General features: G+C 71.6%; 13 protein-coding genes. 1 reads left to right on the forward strand and 12 read right to left on the reverse strand.

The genetic code is table 11. From position 1 onward, the window contains the following. Nucleotides 1–3: 3 nt before the first annotated feature. The 12 genes from BLW57_RS25145 to BLW57_RS25200 all read right to left on the reverse strand — a co-directional run bounded on the left by BLW57_RS25145 (nucleotide 4) and on the right by BLW57_RS25200 (nucleotide 15,600). Nucleotides 4–2,463, reverse strand: coding sequence for a serine/threonine-protein kinase (locus BLW57_RS25145; protein ID WP_093477601.1), 2,460 nt, complete (start codon nucleotides 2,461–2,463; stop codon nucleotides 4–6). Continuing rightward, nucleotides 2,460–3,734, reverse strand: coding sequence for a coiled-coil domain-containing protein (locus BLW57_RS25150; RefSeq protein WP_093477602.1), 1,275 nt, complete (start codon nucleotides 3,732–3,734; stop codon nucleotides 2,460–2,462). Before BLW57_RS25150 ends, BLW57_RS25145 begins: the two co-directional genes overlap by 4 nt. Nucleotides 3,735–3,783: 49 nt before the next feature. Continuing rightward, complete coding sequence (locus tag BLW57_RS25155; RefSeq protein ID WP_093477603.1) at nucleotides 3,784–4,812, reverse strand: glutamate ABC transporter substrate-binding protein; 1,029 nt, start codon at nucleotides 4,810–4,812, stop codon at nucleotides 3,784–3,786. A 14-nt stretch (nucleotides 4,813–4,826) separates the two neighbouring features. Continuing rightward, nucleotides 4,827–6,221, reverse strand: coding sequence for a hypothetical protein (locus BLW57_RS25160; RefSeq protein ID WP_176985709.1), 1,395 nt, complete (start codon nucleotides 6,219–6,221; stop codon nucleotides 4,827–4,829). Nucleotides 6,222–6,426: 205 nt separating this feature from the next. Beyond that, entirely contained in the window at nucleotides 6,427–7,419 is a 993-nt protein-coding gene (locus tag BLW57_RS25165; protein ID WP_093477604.1) for an N-acetylglucosamine kinase, read from the reverse strand. Next, nucleotides 7,410–8,675, reverse strand: coding sequence for a 6-phospho-beta-glucosidase (locus BLW57_RS25170; protein ID WP_093477605.1), 1,266 nt, complete (start codon nucleotides 8,673–8,675; stop codon nucleotides 7,410–7,412). The genes BLW57_RS25165 and BLW57_RS25170 overlap by 10 nt, the downstream gene beginning before the upstream one ends. Before the next feature lie 7 nt (nucleotides 8,676–8,682). After that, nucleotides 8,683–9,579, reverse strand: coding sequence for a carbohydrate ABC transporter permease (locus BLW57_RS25175; protein WP_093477606.1), 897 nt, complete (start codon nucleotides 9,577–9,579; stop codon nucleotides 8,683–8,685). Nucleotides 9,580–9,581: 2 nt separating this feature from the next. Beyond that, nucleotides 9,582–10,523 carry a carbohydrate ABC transporter permease gene (locus tag BLW57_RS25180; protein ID WP_093477607.1) on the reverse strand — a complete coding sequence of 314 codons (942 nt, stop codon included), beginning with the start codon at nucleotides 10,521–10,523 and terminating at the stop codon, nucleotides 9,582–9,584. A 3-nt stretch (nucleotides 10,524–10,526) separates the two neighbouring features. Continuing rightward, complete coding sequence (locus BLW57_RS25185; protein ID WP_176985710.1) at nucleotides 10,527–11,870, reverse strand: ABC transporter substrate-binding protein; 1,344 nt, start codon at nucleotides 11,868–11,870, stop codon at nucleotides 10,527–10,529. Between the two features lie 94 nt (nucleotides 11,871–11,964). Further along, the gene (locus BLW57_RS25190; protein ID WP_093477608.1) at nucleotides 11,965–13,176 is read right to left on the reverse strand and encodes an ROK family transcriptional regulator; all 1,212 of its coding nucleotides are present in this window, start codon (nucleotides 13,174–13,176) and stop codon (nucleotides 11,965–11,967) included. A gap of 242 nt (nucleotides 13,177–13,418) precedes the next feature. After that, a complete protein-coding gene (locus BLW57_RS25195; protein WP_093477609.1) occupies nucleotides 13,419–14,246 on the reverse strand; it encodes a hypothetical protein in 828 nt (275 codons plus the stop codon). 250 nt (nucleotides 14,247–14,496) lie between these two features. Continuing rightward, nucleotides 14,497–15,600 carry a mechanosensitive ion channel family protein gene (locus BLW57_RS25200; protein WP_093477610.1) on the reverse strand — a complete coding sequence of 368 codons (1,104 nt, stop codon included), beginning with the start codon at nucleotides 15,598–15,600 and terminating at the stop codon, nucleotides 14,497–14,499. A 326-nt stretch (nucleotides 15,601–15,926) separates the two neighbouring features. Between BLW57_RS25200 and BLW57_RS25205 the strand changes: the two genes are divergently transcribed. Continuing rightward, nucleotides 15,927–16,463, forward strand: a complete 537-nt coding sequence (locus BLW57_RS25205) for an HNH endonuclease (protein WP_033526416.1) — start codon at nucleotides 15,927–15,929, stop codon at nucleotides 16,461–16,463. Nucleotides 16,464–16,501 lie beyond the last annotated feature (38 nt).

The following is a 16,501-nucleotide window of genomic DNA, read 5'->3' on the forward strand; positions in this document are numbered from 1 at the left end:
CAACTACACCCACGTCCGGGGGCGGTAACGGTTGGCCCGTTCCACCAGTTCGATCCTCTCGTCGCCGCCGGGCGCCAGCCGGGCCAGCGTGCGGTAGGCGCGCTCCAGGCCGAAGCGGAGACCCCGCTCGTCCAGGCCGCTGCCCAGCAGCACCCGTCCGCCGGCGGCCGGCGGGGCGGTGCCCTGGCCTCCGGAGAGTATCCAGTCCAGTGCGCAACCGAGCACCTCCACCGACAACTGCTCGCGGCGCGCCGGGTCGAGACCGTACGCCTGGAGCGCCTCGACCTGTCCGGCGGCGGCGGTCAGGTCGTCCAGGAACGGTACGTCACCGGCGGTCGCCGTGCGCTGTCTGAGCCGTGCCCGGACGGCGGCGACCCGGGCGGCCGTGTAGTGGATGGAGGACTCCGGCACCGACTCCAGCGTCGTCACGGCGCTGTGCCGGTCCCCGGCCGCGAGCTGCACCCGGGCCAGGCCGAAGGCCGTGCTCACGAAGCTCGGATCGGTCGCCCACACCAGGTGGTAGTACTCGGCGGCATTGTCCAACTGGCCCAGCACCTCCGCGCACAGACCGAGCGCCAGCTTGGGCGCGGCCTCGCCGGGGAAGGCGTCGTAGATCGCGTCGAAGGCGAGCGCGGCGCCCTCGTGGTCACCGGTGACCAGGGCGGTCACACCCCGGTACCACACCACTCGCCAGTCGTCCGGCCGTTCCTCGTCCAGCTCGGCCAGGGCCGACGCGGCGGCCCCCTGGTCGCCGCTCTCCAGCCGGGCGCGGATCAGCCGCAGCCGGGTTTCCACGGTCCGGGCGGGCGCCGCGTCCAGCGCGCTGATCAGCTCGGCCGGGGCGGAGGCCATCAGGCCCGCGAGGAAACCGGCGTCGGCGTCGTTCGGGTCGACCAGCGGGACCGGCAGGGCGAGCGCGGCGGCCGGCACGTCGACGGGCCTGACCAGGGACGGCGGCGGCAGGACGGGCGCGGACCCGGCGGTGCCTCCCGGCCGGCTCCCCAGCCGGGACACGTCCCCTGCCAGGCGCGGGAACAACTCCGTGTCCGTGACCCGCAGTTCGGGCCCGAACAGCGTCGACAGCGCGGGCCGCGCCTGCCCGGTCTGCAGCGAGACGACCTCACGCAGGACGCCGGTCAGCTGCTCGGACATCTCCTGCGCGGAGGCGAACCGGCGGGCCGGGTCCGGATCGGTGGCACGGACCAGCAGCCGGTAGAAGGACTCGTACCGGCGGAAGACCTCGATGTTGTCCGGGTCGGGCAGCGAGTCCACGAAGACGTTCGTGTAGCCCTGGAAGTCGAACGTCAGCACCGCGAGCGTACGGCCCACCGTGTACAGGTCGCTCGCCACGGACGGGCCGACCTCGGCGACCTCCGGCGCCTGGTAGCCGACCGTGCCGTAGATCGCCGACTCGTCGTCGTCCATGCGGCGCACGGCGCCCATGTCGATCAGCTTGAGCTGGTCCTCGGTCTGGATGGCGTTGTCGACCTTGAAGTCGCAGTACAGCAGGTTGCGGCTGTGCAGATGACCGAGCGCCTCCAGCGCCTCGATGCCGTACGCGCAGGCCTGCTCCACCGGCAGCGGGTCGCGCCTGCCGTCCGGCGTGCGGCGGGCGTTCGCGATCTCCTTGAGCGACTTGCCGCCGACGTACTCCATGACGATGTAGCCGTCGAGGGAGCCGGTGCGCTGGTCGAGGTGCTCGACGAAGTTGTAGATCCGCACGATGTTGGCGTGCTCGATCTCCGCGAGGAAGCGCCGCTCGGAGATCGCGGCGGCCATCGCGTCCTGGTCGCCGGTGTCCAGCAGACCCTTCAGCACCACCCACCGGTCGGACACCGCACGGTCCACCGCCAGGTAGACCCAGCCGAGCCCGCCGTGCGCGAGGCAGCCCGCCACCTCGTACTGGCCGTGCACGATGTCCCCGGCCTTCAGCTTCGGCACGAAGGAGTACGGGTGCCCGCACTTGGTGCAGAAGCCCTCCGTGCGGCCCGGCCGCTCGCCCCGGGCCCGGCCGACCGGCGCCCCGCAGTCCGACCGCGAGCAGAACCGCTTCCGCTCCGGCACCTCCGGGTTCGCCAGCACCATCGCGCGCGGGTCCGGCCGCGGCACCTGCGGCACGCTCACCAGACCGGCGCCCAGCCGGCCGCGCGTCGACGTACCGGACGCGGAGCCGGAGCTGCGCACCGACACCGAGCGGCCGGTCGACTTCCCCGACAGGGACCGGGAGAGCCGCCCGGACACCGAGCGGCGCGACTTGGACGACTGCGAGGAGGTCCGCGCGCTGCGCGAACTGCCGCTGTCCGCCGCGCCCCTGGTGACACCGGTGGGCGGCGAGCCGACCATGCCGTTCGCGGCCACCACGGGCGCGAGACCGCAGGTGTCGCAGTACAGCTCGCCGCCGCCGACGTCCTCGTACGTCCCCTCGCAGCCCGGCCGCTGGCACGTCTGCCCCGGCTGACTCATGACTGGTCCCCCTTACGGTCCTCCGGCGCCCCCGGGCCGCCGAGCAGCTCGGTCGCCAGCCGCTGGTAGCGCAGCACGGCCTGTTCGGCCACCCGCAGATCGCAGGGCGCGCTCCACAGCATCCGCCGGGCCGCGTCGTACCGCTCGATCAGGAACGGGTCCTCGGCGAGTCCGTGCCGGGCGACCTTCGCCCGGTAGGCGTCGAGCCGGCCGCGCAGCTCGGCGCGGACCGCGAGCGGTGCGGTGACCGCGGTCAGCGACTCGCGGGCGCGCAGCAGTTCGTCCTCCGCCTTCTGCTCCAGGGACTCCAGCAGCGGGGACAGCCGGTGCCACTGCGCCTGCCTGCGGTACTCGGCGGCCGTCGCCAGCTGCTCCTGCAGCACGGTCGGCGGACCGCTGACCACCGGCACCTCGGTGGCGGCGATCTTCGCCAGCACCTCGCCGCGCGCCGTGCGGGCCTCGGCGAGGGTGCGGTCGGCGCGTGAGAGCACGTCCCGCAGCCGGATCAGCCGCGCCTCGGCGTCCTGCCGGACGGTGAGCACGGCGTCGATCTCCCGCCGCACGTCCTCCAGGGCGCGCGCCTCCCGGTCGTACACCGTGGTGTCCGGGCGGCCCCCGCCGGGCGCCGAACTGCCCTCGGCGGGCACCCAGAACGCGAGCGGGTCGGAGACGACGTCCTCGCGCAGTTTGGTCAGCGTGCGGGTGATCCGCTCCAGGTCGTCACCGGAGGGGTGCTCGCCCGGGCGGACGCCGACGGAGTGCGCGAGCCTGCGGGTGCGCTGGAGCTCCGCGGCGAGTAAATCGATCCGGGCGGGCAGCGCCGACCAGACGGCGTCCGCGGCGACGACCATGTCCAGGCTCGTCGCGTACAGCTCGTTCATCCGGTCCACCAGGGAGGACAGCGTGAACGTCTCGCTCAGCGTGCCGTCCCCGGCGACGGTGACGGACTCGCCGCGCAGCCGCTCGGTCAGCTCCACCAGGTCCTCGCGGCTGGACCAGCGGCGCCGGGCACGGATCTCGCGGGCGGCGCGCAATGCGTCCGCGTAGGCGTCGAAGTACCCCCACAGCAGGGTGATCCGGGCGTCGGCGGCCTGCCAGCGCTCCTTGGTGAGACCGGTCAGTTCGGCACCCTCGAGGAGTCTGCGGCCCGCATGGTCCTGCAGCGCAAGCAGCGAGGTCTCGATCGCCTCGTGCTCCTGGCCGAGCCGCGCCAGCGCACGGTCCACCTCGTCCCGGTCCATCACCGGCCCGGCGGGGTCCGTGACGCCCATCGATCACCTCTCGCTTGCTGTCCGGTCGGCCTGTCGTCCATCACGGCGTTCAGCTCGTGCGCAGATACTGCGGCGCGGGCGGCTCGGACGCCGCCGAGTCCTTCCCCAGTGTCGCCGACAGCCATTTGTCGTATGACGCCTGCCAGCCGTGCTCGTGATAGTCCACCAGGATGCGGTTGACCCGGCGTACCAGATCGGTGGCGTCCTTCTTCATCGCCACGCCGTAGTACTCGGTCGTGAAGGCCTCGCCCTTGAGTTCGACGGTCGGGTCCTGGGCGGCCTGGCTCGCGGCGAGCGCGCCGTCGGTCACCACGGCGTCCACCTCGCCGAGTTGCAGCCGCACCAGGCAGTCGAGCTGGTTCGGCACGGTGGTGGAGATGTCGGTGGAGGCGGGCAGCTCGCCGGCCTTCCGGTCCGCGTCCAGCTTGGTGTACGCGGTCGAACCGGCCGCCGTGCAGACCTTCTTGTGCGCGAGGGAGCCGCCGTAACCCTTGATCGGCGAGGACTTGGGCGCGAGGACCTGCTGACCCGTCTTGAAGTAGGGCGCCGAGAACGCCACCTGCGACAGACGGTCGCAGGTGATGGTCATGGTCCGTACGACCATGTCCACCCGGCCGTCCTGGATCGCCGGTATGCGCTGGCTGGTCGGTATCGCCTTGAACTGCACGGCGTCCGGGTCGCCGAGGATGTCCTGCGCGATCCGGCGCACCAGGTCGATGTCGAAGCCCTCCAGTTCCGCGCCCTCGGTGTTCGGGTTGCGGTAGCCCCAGTGGTAGCTGTTCTGGTCGACGCCGACGACCAGCTTGCGCTTGGCGCCCGTACGGGCCTTGATGGCATCGATCGTCGGACCGTCCGCGCCGGACGGCGACAGCGTCTGCTTCTGCGCCTCGGAGTCCTTGCAGCCGTCCGCGCGGGCCTGGCTGCCGGTGACCACCCGCTGCCCCACCCGGCTGTCCCCGACAGGCGCCTGGGTGCGGGGCAGCAGCAGGACGAACGCCAGCGCCAGCGCGCACAGCACCGCCATCGCGCCGACCCCGCCCCAGCCCCGCAGGGAGGCCCGTGCACGTGCCGCGTACATCGCTGCGCCCCCTGTCACCGGTACTCCGAAAGCCTGCGCCCGATGCCGGCCACGGCACCGGCCGCGCCCAGCACCGCGAGGACCGCCGCGCCCACGGGGAGCCCGGTCATGGCGTCCCGTCCGTGGCCGGCGGACCGCTGGAACTCGGCCTGCTCGTGGTCGATGGCCCGGGCGAGGTTGGCGTCGACGCTGTCGAAGCACTCACCGGTCGCCCCTTTCGCGCCGATCACCTTGTCCAGCGCCTGCTGGAAGTTGCCGTTCTCGTCCTCGGCGCGGGCCGAGGCGTGGCGCTGCTTCCACACCGCCATGTTGCCCTCGGCCGCCTTGACCGGGGTGGTGCCCGCCCGGTCGTCGGCGAGCGTCGCCGCCCGGCTCAGTCCCTTGCCGAGCACGGCCATGTCCTTGTCGAAGTCGTAGTAGTACGCGTCGTACGGCTTTCCGCCGACCGTGATGGTCTCGGCTCCGCGCGCCACCAGGCTCAGGTTCTCGTTGCCGCGCGCCTTCAGCGAGGCGATCCGGGCGTCGTGCAGGACGCTCAGCGAGCGGATACCGTTGTCGTAGGAGCCGTCGAGGCCGGACCGGGCGATCGTGTGCCCGACGACCAGCCACAGCAGCACCACCGCGGTGGCGGCGCTGCCGGCCACCAGACCGTGGTTGAGGACGCGGTTGGTGCGCCGGTAGGTGCGGTGCTGGGCCCAGCCGAGCGCGGCCAGCGCGAGCAGACCGAGGGCGATGGCGGCCCACGGGTACGGCGTCGCGTCCGCGTAGTCGGCGTCGAGCCGCTGGTTCTCCTTGGTGTAGAGGTCCTCCGCCGCCGGGAGCATCCGCGTCTGCATCTTCTCGTTGGCGTACCGCAGATAGGCACCGCCGACCGGATAGCCCTGCCGGTTGTAGGTCCGGGCCCGCTCGATGAGGCCCTTGTACTCGGGCAGCAGCCGGTTCAGCTTGGCGATGGTGGCCTCGGAGGCCGAGCCGGGCTCGGCGTTGGCGGCGGCGGTCACGAGGCCCGAGGCGGCGGTACGGATGTCCTTCTCGTACCGGTCGCGGGAGGCGGCGCTCTCCTGACCGCCCGCGAGGAACCCGCTGGACGCCGTCGTGTTGGCGTCCGCCAGCGACCGGTAGATGGCGGCCGCGCCGGAGCTGAGCGGCTGGCTGCTGTGCAGCACGTCGTCGGCGGCGGCCGCCCGCTCACTGCTCTGCCAGGCGGTGACCGCGCCGAACGCGACGACGAGCAGGGCGAGTACGGCTCCGATGATCCGCAGCCGCCCGGGCTCGGTCGTCGCGGCGGCCCGGACGCGGTCGACGCCCTCGGCGAAGGCGGTACGGCGGCCGGGCGGAATGGGGGAGACGGGGGCGGACGCGGGGGCCGGCCGGGCGGACTGGGCGGGGATGCCGGGGGCCGCGGGCATGCCGGGCCCCACCGCTGGCGGGCTCGCGCTCTTCGGCGGGTGTGTCACTCGACCTCCCCCATGGTCATCCGTACGCCGCCAAGTATCGCCGCACGGACCGACATTCCGCACCGGCCTTCACTGGATCTTGATCGGATCGCAGCGTGCGCCGCTCATGTACACGCCGGGAGCGTGTGTTCGGTTCCGGGCGGCGCGGCCCCTGTGATCAGGGATGTCCCGTCTCCCAGTGGCCCCGGGCACGCTCCTGCGCCTCCACGCCCGCCCCCAGCCGGTCCAGGCCCAGCAGCACCGCGCCGAGGACCGGGCTCGCCGTCACCACGCGGACGTCGGCCTTCGGGGCACGGGCGGCCAGCAGCTCGCGGACGGTGTCGTCCAGCTGGGCGTGGCCCGCCGTCAGGACGCCCCCGCCGAGCAGGACCGGTGTCTCCTCCTCCAGGAGGCCCAGGCGGGTCAGCGCGACGGTGGCCATCACCGTCACCTCCTCCGCGAGCCGGGTGACGATGGCGCGGGCCCGGCCGTCGCCCTCGGCGGCCGTCGCGAAGAGGACCGGGGCCAGCTCGTGCCGCCGGTCGTGCCCGATGTGCTCCAGGTGGAGCGCCTCGATGAGGGCGTGCATGGACGGCAGGCCGAAGTGCGCCGGGAGCGTGCGGGACAGGGCCGTCGGCCCGCCCCGGCCGTCCTCCGCGCGCGCCGCGTGCCACAGCGCCTCCTCGGCCAGCCCCCAGCCGCCGCCCCAGTCCCCGGAGATCCGGCCGATCGCCGGGAAGCGGGCCGTGCGGCCGTCGGGGCGCATACCGACGCAGTTGATGCCGGCGCCGCAGACGACCGCGACCCCGCGGGGCTCGGACACACCGGCCCGCAGGATCGCGAAGGTGTCGTTGCGGACCTCCACCGCCGGCCCCCACGCGCGTGCCCGGAGGGCGGTCGCCAGCTGCTCCTCCTCGACCGGCAGGTCGGCGTTGGCCAGGCAGGCGGAGACGTGGTCGACGGACGTCACGCCCGCGTCGGCGAACGCCCGGGCCACCGGTTCGGCCAGCGCGTCCAGCGCGGCCGCCACACCGACCACGGGCGGACGGAAGCCGCCGCCGCGTGCCGTGGCCAGCACCTCTCCGGCGGCGGTGACCACGGCCACGTCGGTCTTGCTGTTGCCCGCGTCGACGGCGAGGACGCGCGCGGTCTCAGGTGCGGTCAGGCCCACGCCAGGTGCTCCCGGTTGTGTGCGATCAGCTGGTCGGTGAGGGTCTCGGCGTACGCGTACTGGCCGATCAGCGGATGGGCGAGGAGGGCGCGGAAGACCCGGTCCCGGCCGCCGCGCACCGCGGCCTCCAGGGCGAGGTCCTCGTAGGCGGTCACGTTCGCGACGAGGCCCGAGAACAGCGGGTCGAGGTCGGGCACCGGCAGCGGCGCGGGGCCCGACGGGCCGACCGCGGCCTGCACCTCGATCACCGCGTCGTCGGGCAGGAACGGCAGCGTGCCCCGGTTGAGGGTGTTGACCACCTGGTAGGGGCTGCCGCCGCCGCCCAGCAGCGCCGCCGCGAGGTCCACGGCCGCCTCCGAGTAGTAGGCGCCCCCTCGCTTCGCCAGCAGGGCCGGCTTCTCGTCCAGCGACGGATCGCCGTACATGCGCAGCAACTCCGCCTCCATGGCGGCGACTTCTGCTGCCCGGGAAGGCTTGGTGCGCAGTTCGCGCACGACCTCGTCGTGGGCGTAGAAGTACCGCAGGTAGTAGGAGGGGACCACGCCCAGGCGGTCCAGGAGCGGGCGCGGCAGGCGGACGTCGTCGGCGATCGCGTCACCGTGCTCGCCGAGCAGCTTGGGCAGGACGTTCTCGCCCTCCGGGCCGCCCAGCCGGACCTCCGTCTCCCAGGTGAGGTGGTTCAGGCCGACGTGGCCGAGGTGGACGTCCGCGGGGCTCACACCCAGCAGGCCGGCGAACTTGCGCTGGAAGCCGATCGCCACGTTGCACAGGCCGACCGCGCGGTGCCCGGCCTGGAGCAGGGCGCGGGTGACGATGCCGACGGGGTTGGTGAAGTCGACGATCCAGGCGCGGGGGTTGGCGCGGCGGACGCGTTCGGCGATGTCCAGGACCACCGGGACCGTGCGCAGCGCCTTGGCGAGGCCGCCCGCGCCGGTGGTCTCCTGGCCGATGCAGCCGCACTCCAGCGGCCAGGTCTCGTCCTGCTGCCGGGCCGCCTGACCGCCGACCCGCAGCTGGAGCAGGACGGCGTCGGCGCCGTCCACGCCCGCGTCCAGGTCGGAGGTGGCCACGATCCGCCCCGCGTGGCCCTGCCGGGCGAAGATGCGGCGGGCCAGGCCGCCGACGAGTTCCAGGCGGTCCGCCGCCGGGTCCACGAGGACCAGTTCCTCGATGGGCAGGGTGTCCCTGAGGCGGGCGAAGCCGTCGATGAGTTCGGGGGTGTAGGTCGAGCCGCCGCCGACCACGGTGAGTTTCATACGTGGATCAACCCTTTACTCCGGTGAGGGTGACGCCCTCGACGAACGCCTTCTGGGCGAAGAAGAACACGAGGATCACGGGGGCCATGACCAGCACCGTCGCCGCCATGGTGAGGTTCCAGTCGGTGTGGTGGGCACCCTTGAAGGACTCCAGGCCGTAACTCAGCGTCCAGGCAGCGGGGTTCTCCGAGGCGTAGATCTGCGGGCCGAAGTAGTCGTTCCAGGCGTAGAAGAACTGGAAGAGGGCCACGGCGGCGATCCCGGGCCTGGCCATGGGCAGGACGACCTTCAGCAGGGTCCGCAGGTCCCCGCAGCCGTCCACGCGCGCCGCGTCCAGGTACTCGTTCGGGATCGTCATCAGGAACTGGCGCAGCAGGAAGATGGAGAACGCGTCCCCGAACGCCATCGGGACGATCAGCGGCCACAGCGTGCCGGACAGGTCCAGCTGCTTCGCCCAGAACAGGTACATGGGGATGATGACCACCTGCGGGGGCAGCATCATCATCGAGATGACCAGCATGAGGGACAGATTGCGGCCCCGGAAGCGGAACTTGGCGAGCGCGTAGGCCACCGGGACGGAGGACACCACCGTCAGGACGGTGCCGAGACCCGCGTAGAGCAGGGTGTTGCGCCACCAGGTGAGGAAGCCGGGGGTGTCGAAGACCTTCCGGTAGTTGCCCCATTCCCAGGTGTGCGGGACCAGGTCCCGGCTGAGGGCCTGGCTGTCGCTCATCAGCGAGGTCAGGAACACGAACACGAACGGCAGGGTGAAGAACAGCGCGGCGGCGACGCCGAGGGAGTGGACCGCGATCCACTCCAGCAGGGCGCGGCGGCGGGCGGTGCGTTCGGCGCCGTACGGCACCGGGGCTGCCGGCTTGACCGGCTGGTCCAGTACGTGGGTCATGGTCAGTCACCTGCCTGGAGGAGGCCGCCCCGGCGCCGCATCAGCAGCGTGGTGAACGCCATCGACAGGGCGAAGAGCACCAGTGCCACCACGCAGGCGGACCCGTAGTCGAAGCGCTGGAAGCCGAGGTTGTAGACGAGCTGGGGGAGGGTGAGCGTGGACTTGTCCGGGTAGCCGGGCTCGAACTGGGTGCCGGCGCCCTGGATCACGCCCGAGGCGACCTTCCCGGCGACCAGCGGCTGCGTGTAGTACTGCATCGTCTGGATCACGCCGGTGACCACCGCGAACATCACGATGGGGGAGATGTTCGGGAGCGTGACGTACCGGAAGCGCTGCCAGGCCGAGGCGCCGTCCAGCTCCGCGGCCTCGTACTGCTCCTTCGGCACGTCGAGCAGCGCGGCCATGAAGATGACCATCAGGTCGCCCACGCCCCACAGCGCCAGCAGGGTCAGCGCCGGCTTGGACCAGGTGGGGTCGTTGAACCAGCCCGGTGCCGGCACGCCCAGCTTCTCCAGGACCGAGTCGACGGGTCCGGTGCCGGGGTTGAGCAGGAAGGCGAAGGCCATGGTGGCCGCGACCGGAGGGGCCAGGTAGGGCAGGTAGAACAGGGTGCGGAAGACGCCCGTGCCTGACCTGATCTTCGTGATGAGCAGGCCGATGCCGAGCCCGAACACCACGCGCAGGCTCACCATGATCACGACCAGCCACAGGGTGTTGCGCAGGGCGGGCCAGAAGAGCGGGTAGTGCCGGAAGACGTAGGCCCAGTTCTTGCCCCCGCTCCAGGTCGGCGGCCGGAAGCCGTCGTAGTGCATGAAGGAGAAGTAGACCGTGGAGATCAGCGGGTAGGCGAAGAAGACCCCGAAGCCGATCAGCCAGGGCGACATGAAGGCGAGTGTCCGCAGCGCCGAGCGCCGGCGCCTCGATCGCGCAGTGAGCGTGGTCATGGGCTACTTCGCCTGCGCGATGTCCGTGTCGATCTGCGCGGCCGTCTCCTTCAGACCGGCCTTCAGATCGGTGGCCCTGCCGCTCTCGTAGTCGTAGCCGAACTGCTGGATCGTCACCAGGTAGACACCGCCGTTGATGGAGGCGGGCGTCGTGGTGGAGTGCGGGTTCGCGGCGATGTCCAGGAACGTCTTGAACCGCGGGTCGTACTTCAGCTTCGGCGACTTCAGCGCCGCCAGGGTGGAGGGCACGTTGTGGATGCCGTTGGCGAAGCCGACCACCGCGTCGGTGTCGGTGGTCATGTACTTCACCAGTTCCCAGGCCGCGTTCTGCTTGTGGCTGTTGGCGGCGATGCCGGCGATGGTGCCGGTGATGTAGCCCTTGCCGTACTGCGCCGCCTGGTCGTCGGGCACGGGCAGCGGGGCCACACCGATCTCGAACTTCGGCTTGGCCTCCTCGGCCATGCCGAGCCGCCACTCGCCGTCGAGCTGCATGGCCACCTGGCCGGTGTGGAAGGGGTGCTTGGGTCCCCACTCGTCGCCGAGGGTGGCCCGGAACTTCTCCAGCTTCTGGAAGCCGCCGAGTTCGTCCACGAGCTTCTTCTGGAGCGTGAAGCCCTTCCGGAACGCCGGGTCCTTCGCCAGGGCCGACTTGCCGTCCTTGCCGAAGTACGTCGGCGAGAACTGCCCGAAGTAGTGCTCGGTCGTCGACTCCCAGCCGTGGTAGTTCGGCATGAAGCCGAGCTGCTGGTAGGAGTCGCCCTGGGCGATGGTCAGCTTCTTGGCGTCGGCCGCGAACTCCGACCAGGTCTTCGGCGGGTTCGCGATGCCCGCCTTCCGGAACGCGGTCTTGTTGTAGTAGAGCCCGTAGGCGTCGCCGAGCAGCGGGACCGTGCAGCGGTTGCCGTCGAACTGGGTGTACTCGTTCATCGGCTTCGGGAACGTCGTCCGTGGATCGATCTTCGACTTCTCGAAGAAGGGGTTCAGATCGACCAGCGCGCCCGAGGAGCAGAACTTGCCCACGTTGTTCGTGGTGAAGGAGGAGATCACGTCCGGCGCCCGGTCGCCGCCGGAGCGCAGCGCCTGGTTGATCTTGTCGTCGGTCATGTTGCCGACGACGTTCACATGGATGTTGGGGTGTGCCCGCTCGAAGCCGGCGACCAGGGACTTGACCGCCTTCACCTCGTTCGGGGCGCTCCAGGCGTGCCAGAAGTTGATCGTCGTGTCCTTGGAGGCGTCGTCCGTGGCGCCCGAGCCGGACTGGCCGGTACAGGCGGTGGTCAGCAGAGCCAGCGACGCGGTCAGGGCAAAAGCCGTCTTTCGGGCAAGGGAGGGTATGGCTTCGGGCATGGCGAGGTCTCCCGGGGCGGTGTGGGTGAGCGGGGGAAGGTGCTACCGAGGTGCTACCGAGGTGCTGCGGAGGTGCTGCCGGGCGTTGCGGGGTTCAGCGCGAGGTGTCGAAGACCTCGTCGCGGGTGGTGGCGAGCGCCGATTCCAGTGCGCCGCGCAGGACGGGGTGCTCGTGGACGTCGCCGACGACCAGCCGGGGGCGGGCCGCCGCCAGTTCCTCCAGCTCGGCCTGGACGAGGGCGCGCAGCACCTCGCCGCCGGCCGTCAGGGCGGAGCCGCTGAGTACGACGAGTTCGGGGTCGAGGACGGAGACGAGCGAGGCGAGACCGGTGGCCAGCCGGGTCGCGTAGGTCTGGAGCAACTCCCGGTGGGGGCCGCCCGCGTGATCGGCGGCGCGGGCCACGAGTGCGGCGGCCACGTCGGTGTACTGCCCCGACGGGATGTCGGTGATGCCGAGTTCACGGGCCAGCCTCGGTACCGCCTGGGAGCCGGCCAGCTCCTGGTAGCCACCGCTGTTGGCCTTGGTCACCTGGCGTACGAGGGGGGTGCCCGGCACCGGCAGGAAGCCGACCTCGCCGGCGCCGCCGGTCCAGCCGCGGTGCAGCCGGCCGCCGAGGACCAGGGCGGCGCCGAGGCCCTCCTGGTTCCACAGCAGGACGAAGTCCGCGTGGCCGCGGGCCGCGCCGAGCCGCTGTTCGGCGATGGCCGCGAGGTTGACGTCGTTCTCGTACTCGACCGGCATCGGGAGCGCCGCCGCGAGTTCGTCGAGCAGCGTGGGGGAGTGCCAGCCGGGCAGGTGGGAGGCGTAGCGCAGGCGCCCGGTGTTGGGGTCGAAGGCGCCGGGGGTGCCGATGACCAGCCGGTGCACGTCGGACCGGGCGAGGCCGGCGGCCTTCACGGCGCCGTCGAGGGCTTCGGTGACCTGATGGACGACCGGCTGGGCGGGCCGTCTGCCCGGGGTGGGCAGCTCGTGCTCGCCGACCGTGCGGCCGGTGACGTCGGCGACCGCAGCCCGGATGCGGTGCGGGGTGACGTCGAGTCCGGCGGCGTACGCGGCACCGGGATCGACCGCGTACAGCTGGGCGTTGGGGCCCGGCCGGCCCTCGCTGGTGCCGGTGACCCGGACCAGCCCGGCCGCTTCGAGGCGGGCCAGCAGCTGGGAGGCGGTCGGCTTGGACAGGCCGGTGAGCTTGCCGATCCGGGTGCGCGACAGCGGCCCGTGCTCCAGCAGGAGGTCCAGGGCGGCGCGGTCGTTCATGGCGCGCAGGACGCGCGGGGTGCCCGGCGTGCCGGCGGTTCCTGCCATGGGGTCGACACCTGCCTTTCCAGCCGCCCAGCTTCTCAGTGACCTGCGCAGGACGTCCAGTCTTGATCACCGGCCGCCTGGAGATCACTGTTAGGAAACTTTCCTATTGGGGTGGGAGGAACGTAAGCCCAGGACGAAGGGGGCGTCAATAGACAGCGCCCCCGAGGCAACAGAGTCGTTACCTCGGGGGCGTGGCCGTGCGGGCCCGTGCGGGGCCCGGGTCTACTCGGCGGTCGTGGTGGCTACTTGACCGTCACGTGGTCGCCGGCGGACGTCTTCGCGGCCGTGGTGGCCGTACCGGCGAAGACGAAGCGGTAGGTGCCGCTCCGGGTCGCCTTCACCGTGGTGGACAGGGCGCCCTTGGTACCGGAGGTGATGCCCTTGACGTTCGCGTAGGAGCCGCCGTCCGCCTTGAACTGCAGGACGACCTTCACCCCCTGGTAGCCGCGGTACGTGCCGTACTCCCAGTCGGCCCGCGTCAGGCTGCCCTTGACGGTGAGCGTCCGGCCCTTGACCGCGGGCTCGGGGGTGGCGTTCACGGTCAGCCGGGCGGCGCGCTGCACCTTCACCGAGGCGAGGTTGCCCCACATGGTGACGTCGCTCTCGCTGTGCAGGTAGTCGTCCGAGAAGACGCTGTCGCTGTGGCCGTAGACGCCCGCGGCCTTCCACGTGGTGGCGTCGGCGACGTCGAACAGGGCCTCCTGCGGGTCGACGACGATCTTCTCGGTGCAGTTCTCGGTGACCGTCGTGTCCGTGGTGACGGCCGTGGTGCAGACGGGCGGGGCGTCGGGGCCCACCTCGTTGTCGACCGACCGCAGCGTGCCGCGGTACAGCATCACCGCCTGGATGTTCTTCTCCTGGTCGATGACCAGGTCCTTGGGGCGGGTCAGGGTGTACGAGACCGGCACGGTCACCGTGTTGGTGGTGCCGACGACCACCGCCTTGCCCTTGTTCACGGTCACGCCCGCGAACGTCAGGTCCGGCGCGTCGGCCGCGGAGGCGGCGGGCGCGGCCAGGCCGGCCAGTGCCAGGGTGCCGGACAGGGCGGCGCCTATGGCGAGCTTGCGCATGTTTCCCCACATTCGAGACGGGCCCCCGGGCGGCGTCGCGCTCCAGAGCAAGGGCCCGATGTGGAGGTGACCCTAAGCGATCACGAAATGCGGAGGCGACGCGGGGTTCCTGTGAAGGCGATCTTTCGTCGGGGACGCGTCACGACTGCGTCATGGGACCGGTTTCCGGACGCCCCGGCACAACGACGGGGCACCCCGTGCCCCGGAATGCCCCGCGTGTTCGCTCGAACGAGCCCGCTGAACCGTGCCCCTACTTCGCCGGTGGTGACGGGCGCTGCGCGGCGATCGGGGAGGCCGCCGCCGACTGGGGGGAGTCCGCGTTGGAGTACACCGACGGGGCCGCCATCGCCGCCGCCGGGTCCGGGGTGTCCTCCAGGTCCTCGGCGGCCGTCGCCCCGCCCACGATCCGGATGCTCGCCGCGTCGAACGCCCGCTTGATGCGCCAGCGCAGCTCCCGCTCCACCGTCACCGACTTGCCCGGCATCGTCCGCGCCGAGACGCGGACCACCATGGAGTCGATCAGCACGGAGTCCAGGCCGAGCACCTCGATCCGGCCCCACAGCAGCTCGTTCCAGGGCTCTTCCTTGCTCATCTTCTCGGCGACCTCGTCCAGCGTGCTCTTGACCTTGTCCAGGTCCTCGCTCGCCTTCACGGTCACGTCGACGCCGGCGGTCGCCCAGCCCTGGGAGAGGTTGCCGATCCGCTTGACCTCGCCGTTGCGGACGTACCAGATCTCGCCTTCGGCGCCCCGCAGCTTGGTCACCCGCAGCCCGACCTCGATCACCTCGCCGGAGGCCACCCCCGCGTCGATCACGTCACCGACGCCGTACTGGTCCTCCAGGATCATGAAGACCCCGGAGAGGAAGTCCGTGACCAGGTTGCGGGCGCCGAAACCGATCGCCACACCGGCGACACCGGCGGAGGCCAGCAGCGGCGCCAGGTTGATCTTGAAGGTGCCCAGCACCATCAGCGCGGCCGTGCCGAGGATCAGGAAACTCGCCACCGAGCGCAGCACCGACCCGATCGCGGCCGACCGCTGCCGGCGCCGCTCGGCGTTGACCAGCAGCCCGCCCAGCGCGCCGCCGTCCACCTGCGCGGAACGGCCCATCCGGTCGATCAGCTTGCTGATCGCCCGCCGCACCACCGCTCTGAGCGCGACCGCCACGGCCACGATCAGCAGGATCTGCAGCCCCATGGCGAGCCACGTCGACCAGTTCTGCTCGACCCAGCTCGCCGCGTTCGTCGCGCTCTCCTGGGCGTCCTGGAGCGTCGGCACGGCCGGAGGCGTCGAACCGGAGGGGGACGGGGACGGCGATGCACCGGCGGCCGACACGGCGGCGGGCAAGGACGACACGGCAGGTACCTCCAAGGTGCTGCGCTGTCCGTACCGGCAAGGCGGTCAAGGTCTGCAAGGTCACGAAAAGATCACCGGTCGGACAGGACCACCACACTAACGGGGGATTGTGTGTGCCCCGGGCCGATCCGTCGAGGAGCGGCACAGGAGAGACAGGGCTCACCCTGGCTTGAACAGGTCATGATCCTGGGGATGAATGCGGTGTGGTCGAAAACACTCCCAGCCCGTTACCGGGACATGGTGGCGCTTCCACCAGGCATGAGGGGAGACTGACTGCAGATCGTCCCGGCGCGAGCCACGCGCCGCCGACGCCCAAGGAGGCACCCGTGCCGCATGTCCTGGTCCTCAACGCGTCGTACGAGCCGCTCGGCGTCGTACCGCTCCGCCGCGCGCTCGTCCTCGTCCTGGAGAACAAGGCCGTCTCCCTCGAGGAATCCGGCGCCTATCTGCACAGCGCAACCGTCACAGTCCCCGCACCCAGCGTGGTCCGGCTCAAGCGATTCGTGCGGGTCCCCTACCGCGGGCCCGTTCCTCTCACCCGGCGGGCGCTCTTCGCGCGTGACGGGGGCCGGTGCATGTACTGCGGTGGCGTCGCAACCAGCGTCGACCACGTCATCCCGCGCAGCCGCGGGGGCAAGCACGTCTGGGACAACGTGGTGGCGTCCTGCCGCCGCTGCAACCACGTGAAGGCCGACCGTCACCTCGTGGAGATCGGCTGGCGGCTGCGGCACAAACCGGCGCCGCCCACCGGTCTGGCCTGGCGCATCATCGGCACAGGTCACAGGGATCCGCGCTGGCTGCCCTACTTGCAGCCGTACGGCGCGGACGACGCTCTGGCCCGGATCGACGGCATCTCCGCCTAGTCGCTCCGGGCCCGTTGTATGTGGGCGGGCAGTCCCTC

It is taken from the genome of Streptomyces sp. 1222.5, assembly GCF_900105245.1.
GTDB classification, from domain to species: domain Bacteria; phylum Actinomycetota; class Actinomycetes; order Streptomycetales; family Streptomycetaceae; genus Streptomyces; species Streptomyces albidocamelliae.

Excerpts from the sequence above, each read along its gene's own strand:
- BLW57_RS25145 (WP_093477601.1), bottom strand. The coding sequence starts at position 2,463 with ATGAGTCAGCCGGGGCAGACGTGCCAGCGGCCGGGCTGCGAGGGGACG.
- BLW57_RS25150 (WP_093477602.1), bottom strand. The coding sequence starts at position 3,734 with ATGGGCGTCACGGACCCCGCCGGGCCGGTGATGGACCGGGACGAGGTG.
- BLW57_RS25155 (WP_093477603.1), bottom strand. The coding sequence starts at position 4,812 with ATGTACGCGGCACGTGCACGGGCCTCCCTGCGGGGCTGGGGCGGGGTC.
- BLW57_RS25160 (WP_176985709.1), bottom strand. The coding sequence starts at position 6,221 with ATGCCCGCGGCCCCCGGCATCCCCGCCCAGTCCGCCCGGCCGGCCCCC.
- BLW57_RS25170 (WP_093477605.1), bottom strand. The coding sequence starts at position 8,675 with ATGAAACTCACCGTGGTCGGCGGCGGCTCGACCTACACCCCCGAACTC.
- BLW57_RS25175 (WP_093477606.1), bottom strand. The coding sequence starts at position 9,579 with ATGACCCACGTACTGGACCAGCCGGTCAAGCCGGCAGCCCCGGTGCCG.
- BLW57_RS25180 (WP_093477607.1), bottom strand. The coding sequence starts at position 10,523 with ATGACCACGCTCACTGCGCGATCGAGGCGCCGGCGCTCGGCGCTGCGG.
- BLW57_RS25185 (WP_176985710.1), bottom strand. The coding sequence starts at position 11,870 with ATGCCCGAAGCCATACCCTCCCTTGCCCGAAAGACGGCTTTTGCCCTG.
- BLW57_RS25190 (WP_093477608.1), bottom strand. The coding sequence starts at position 13,176 with ATGGCAGGAACCGCCGGCACGCCGGGCACCCCGCGCGTCCTGCGCGCC.
- BLW57_RS25195 (WP_093477609.1), bottom strand. The coding sequence starts at position 14,246 with ATGCGCAAGCTCGCCATAGGCGCCGCCCTGTCCGGCACCCTGGCACTG.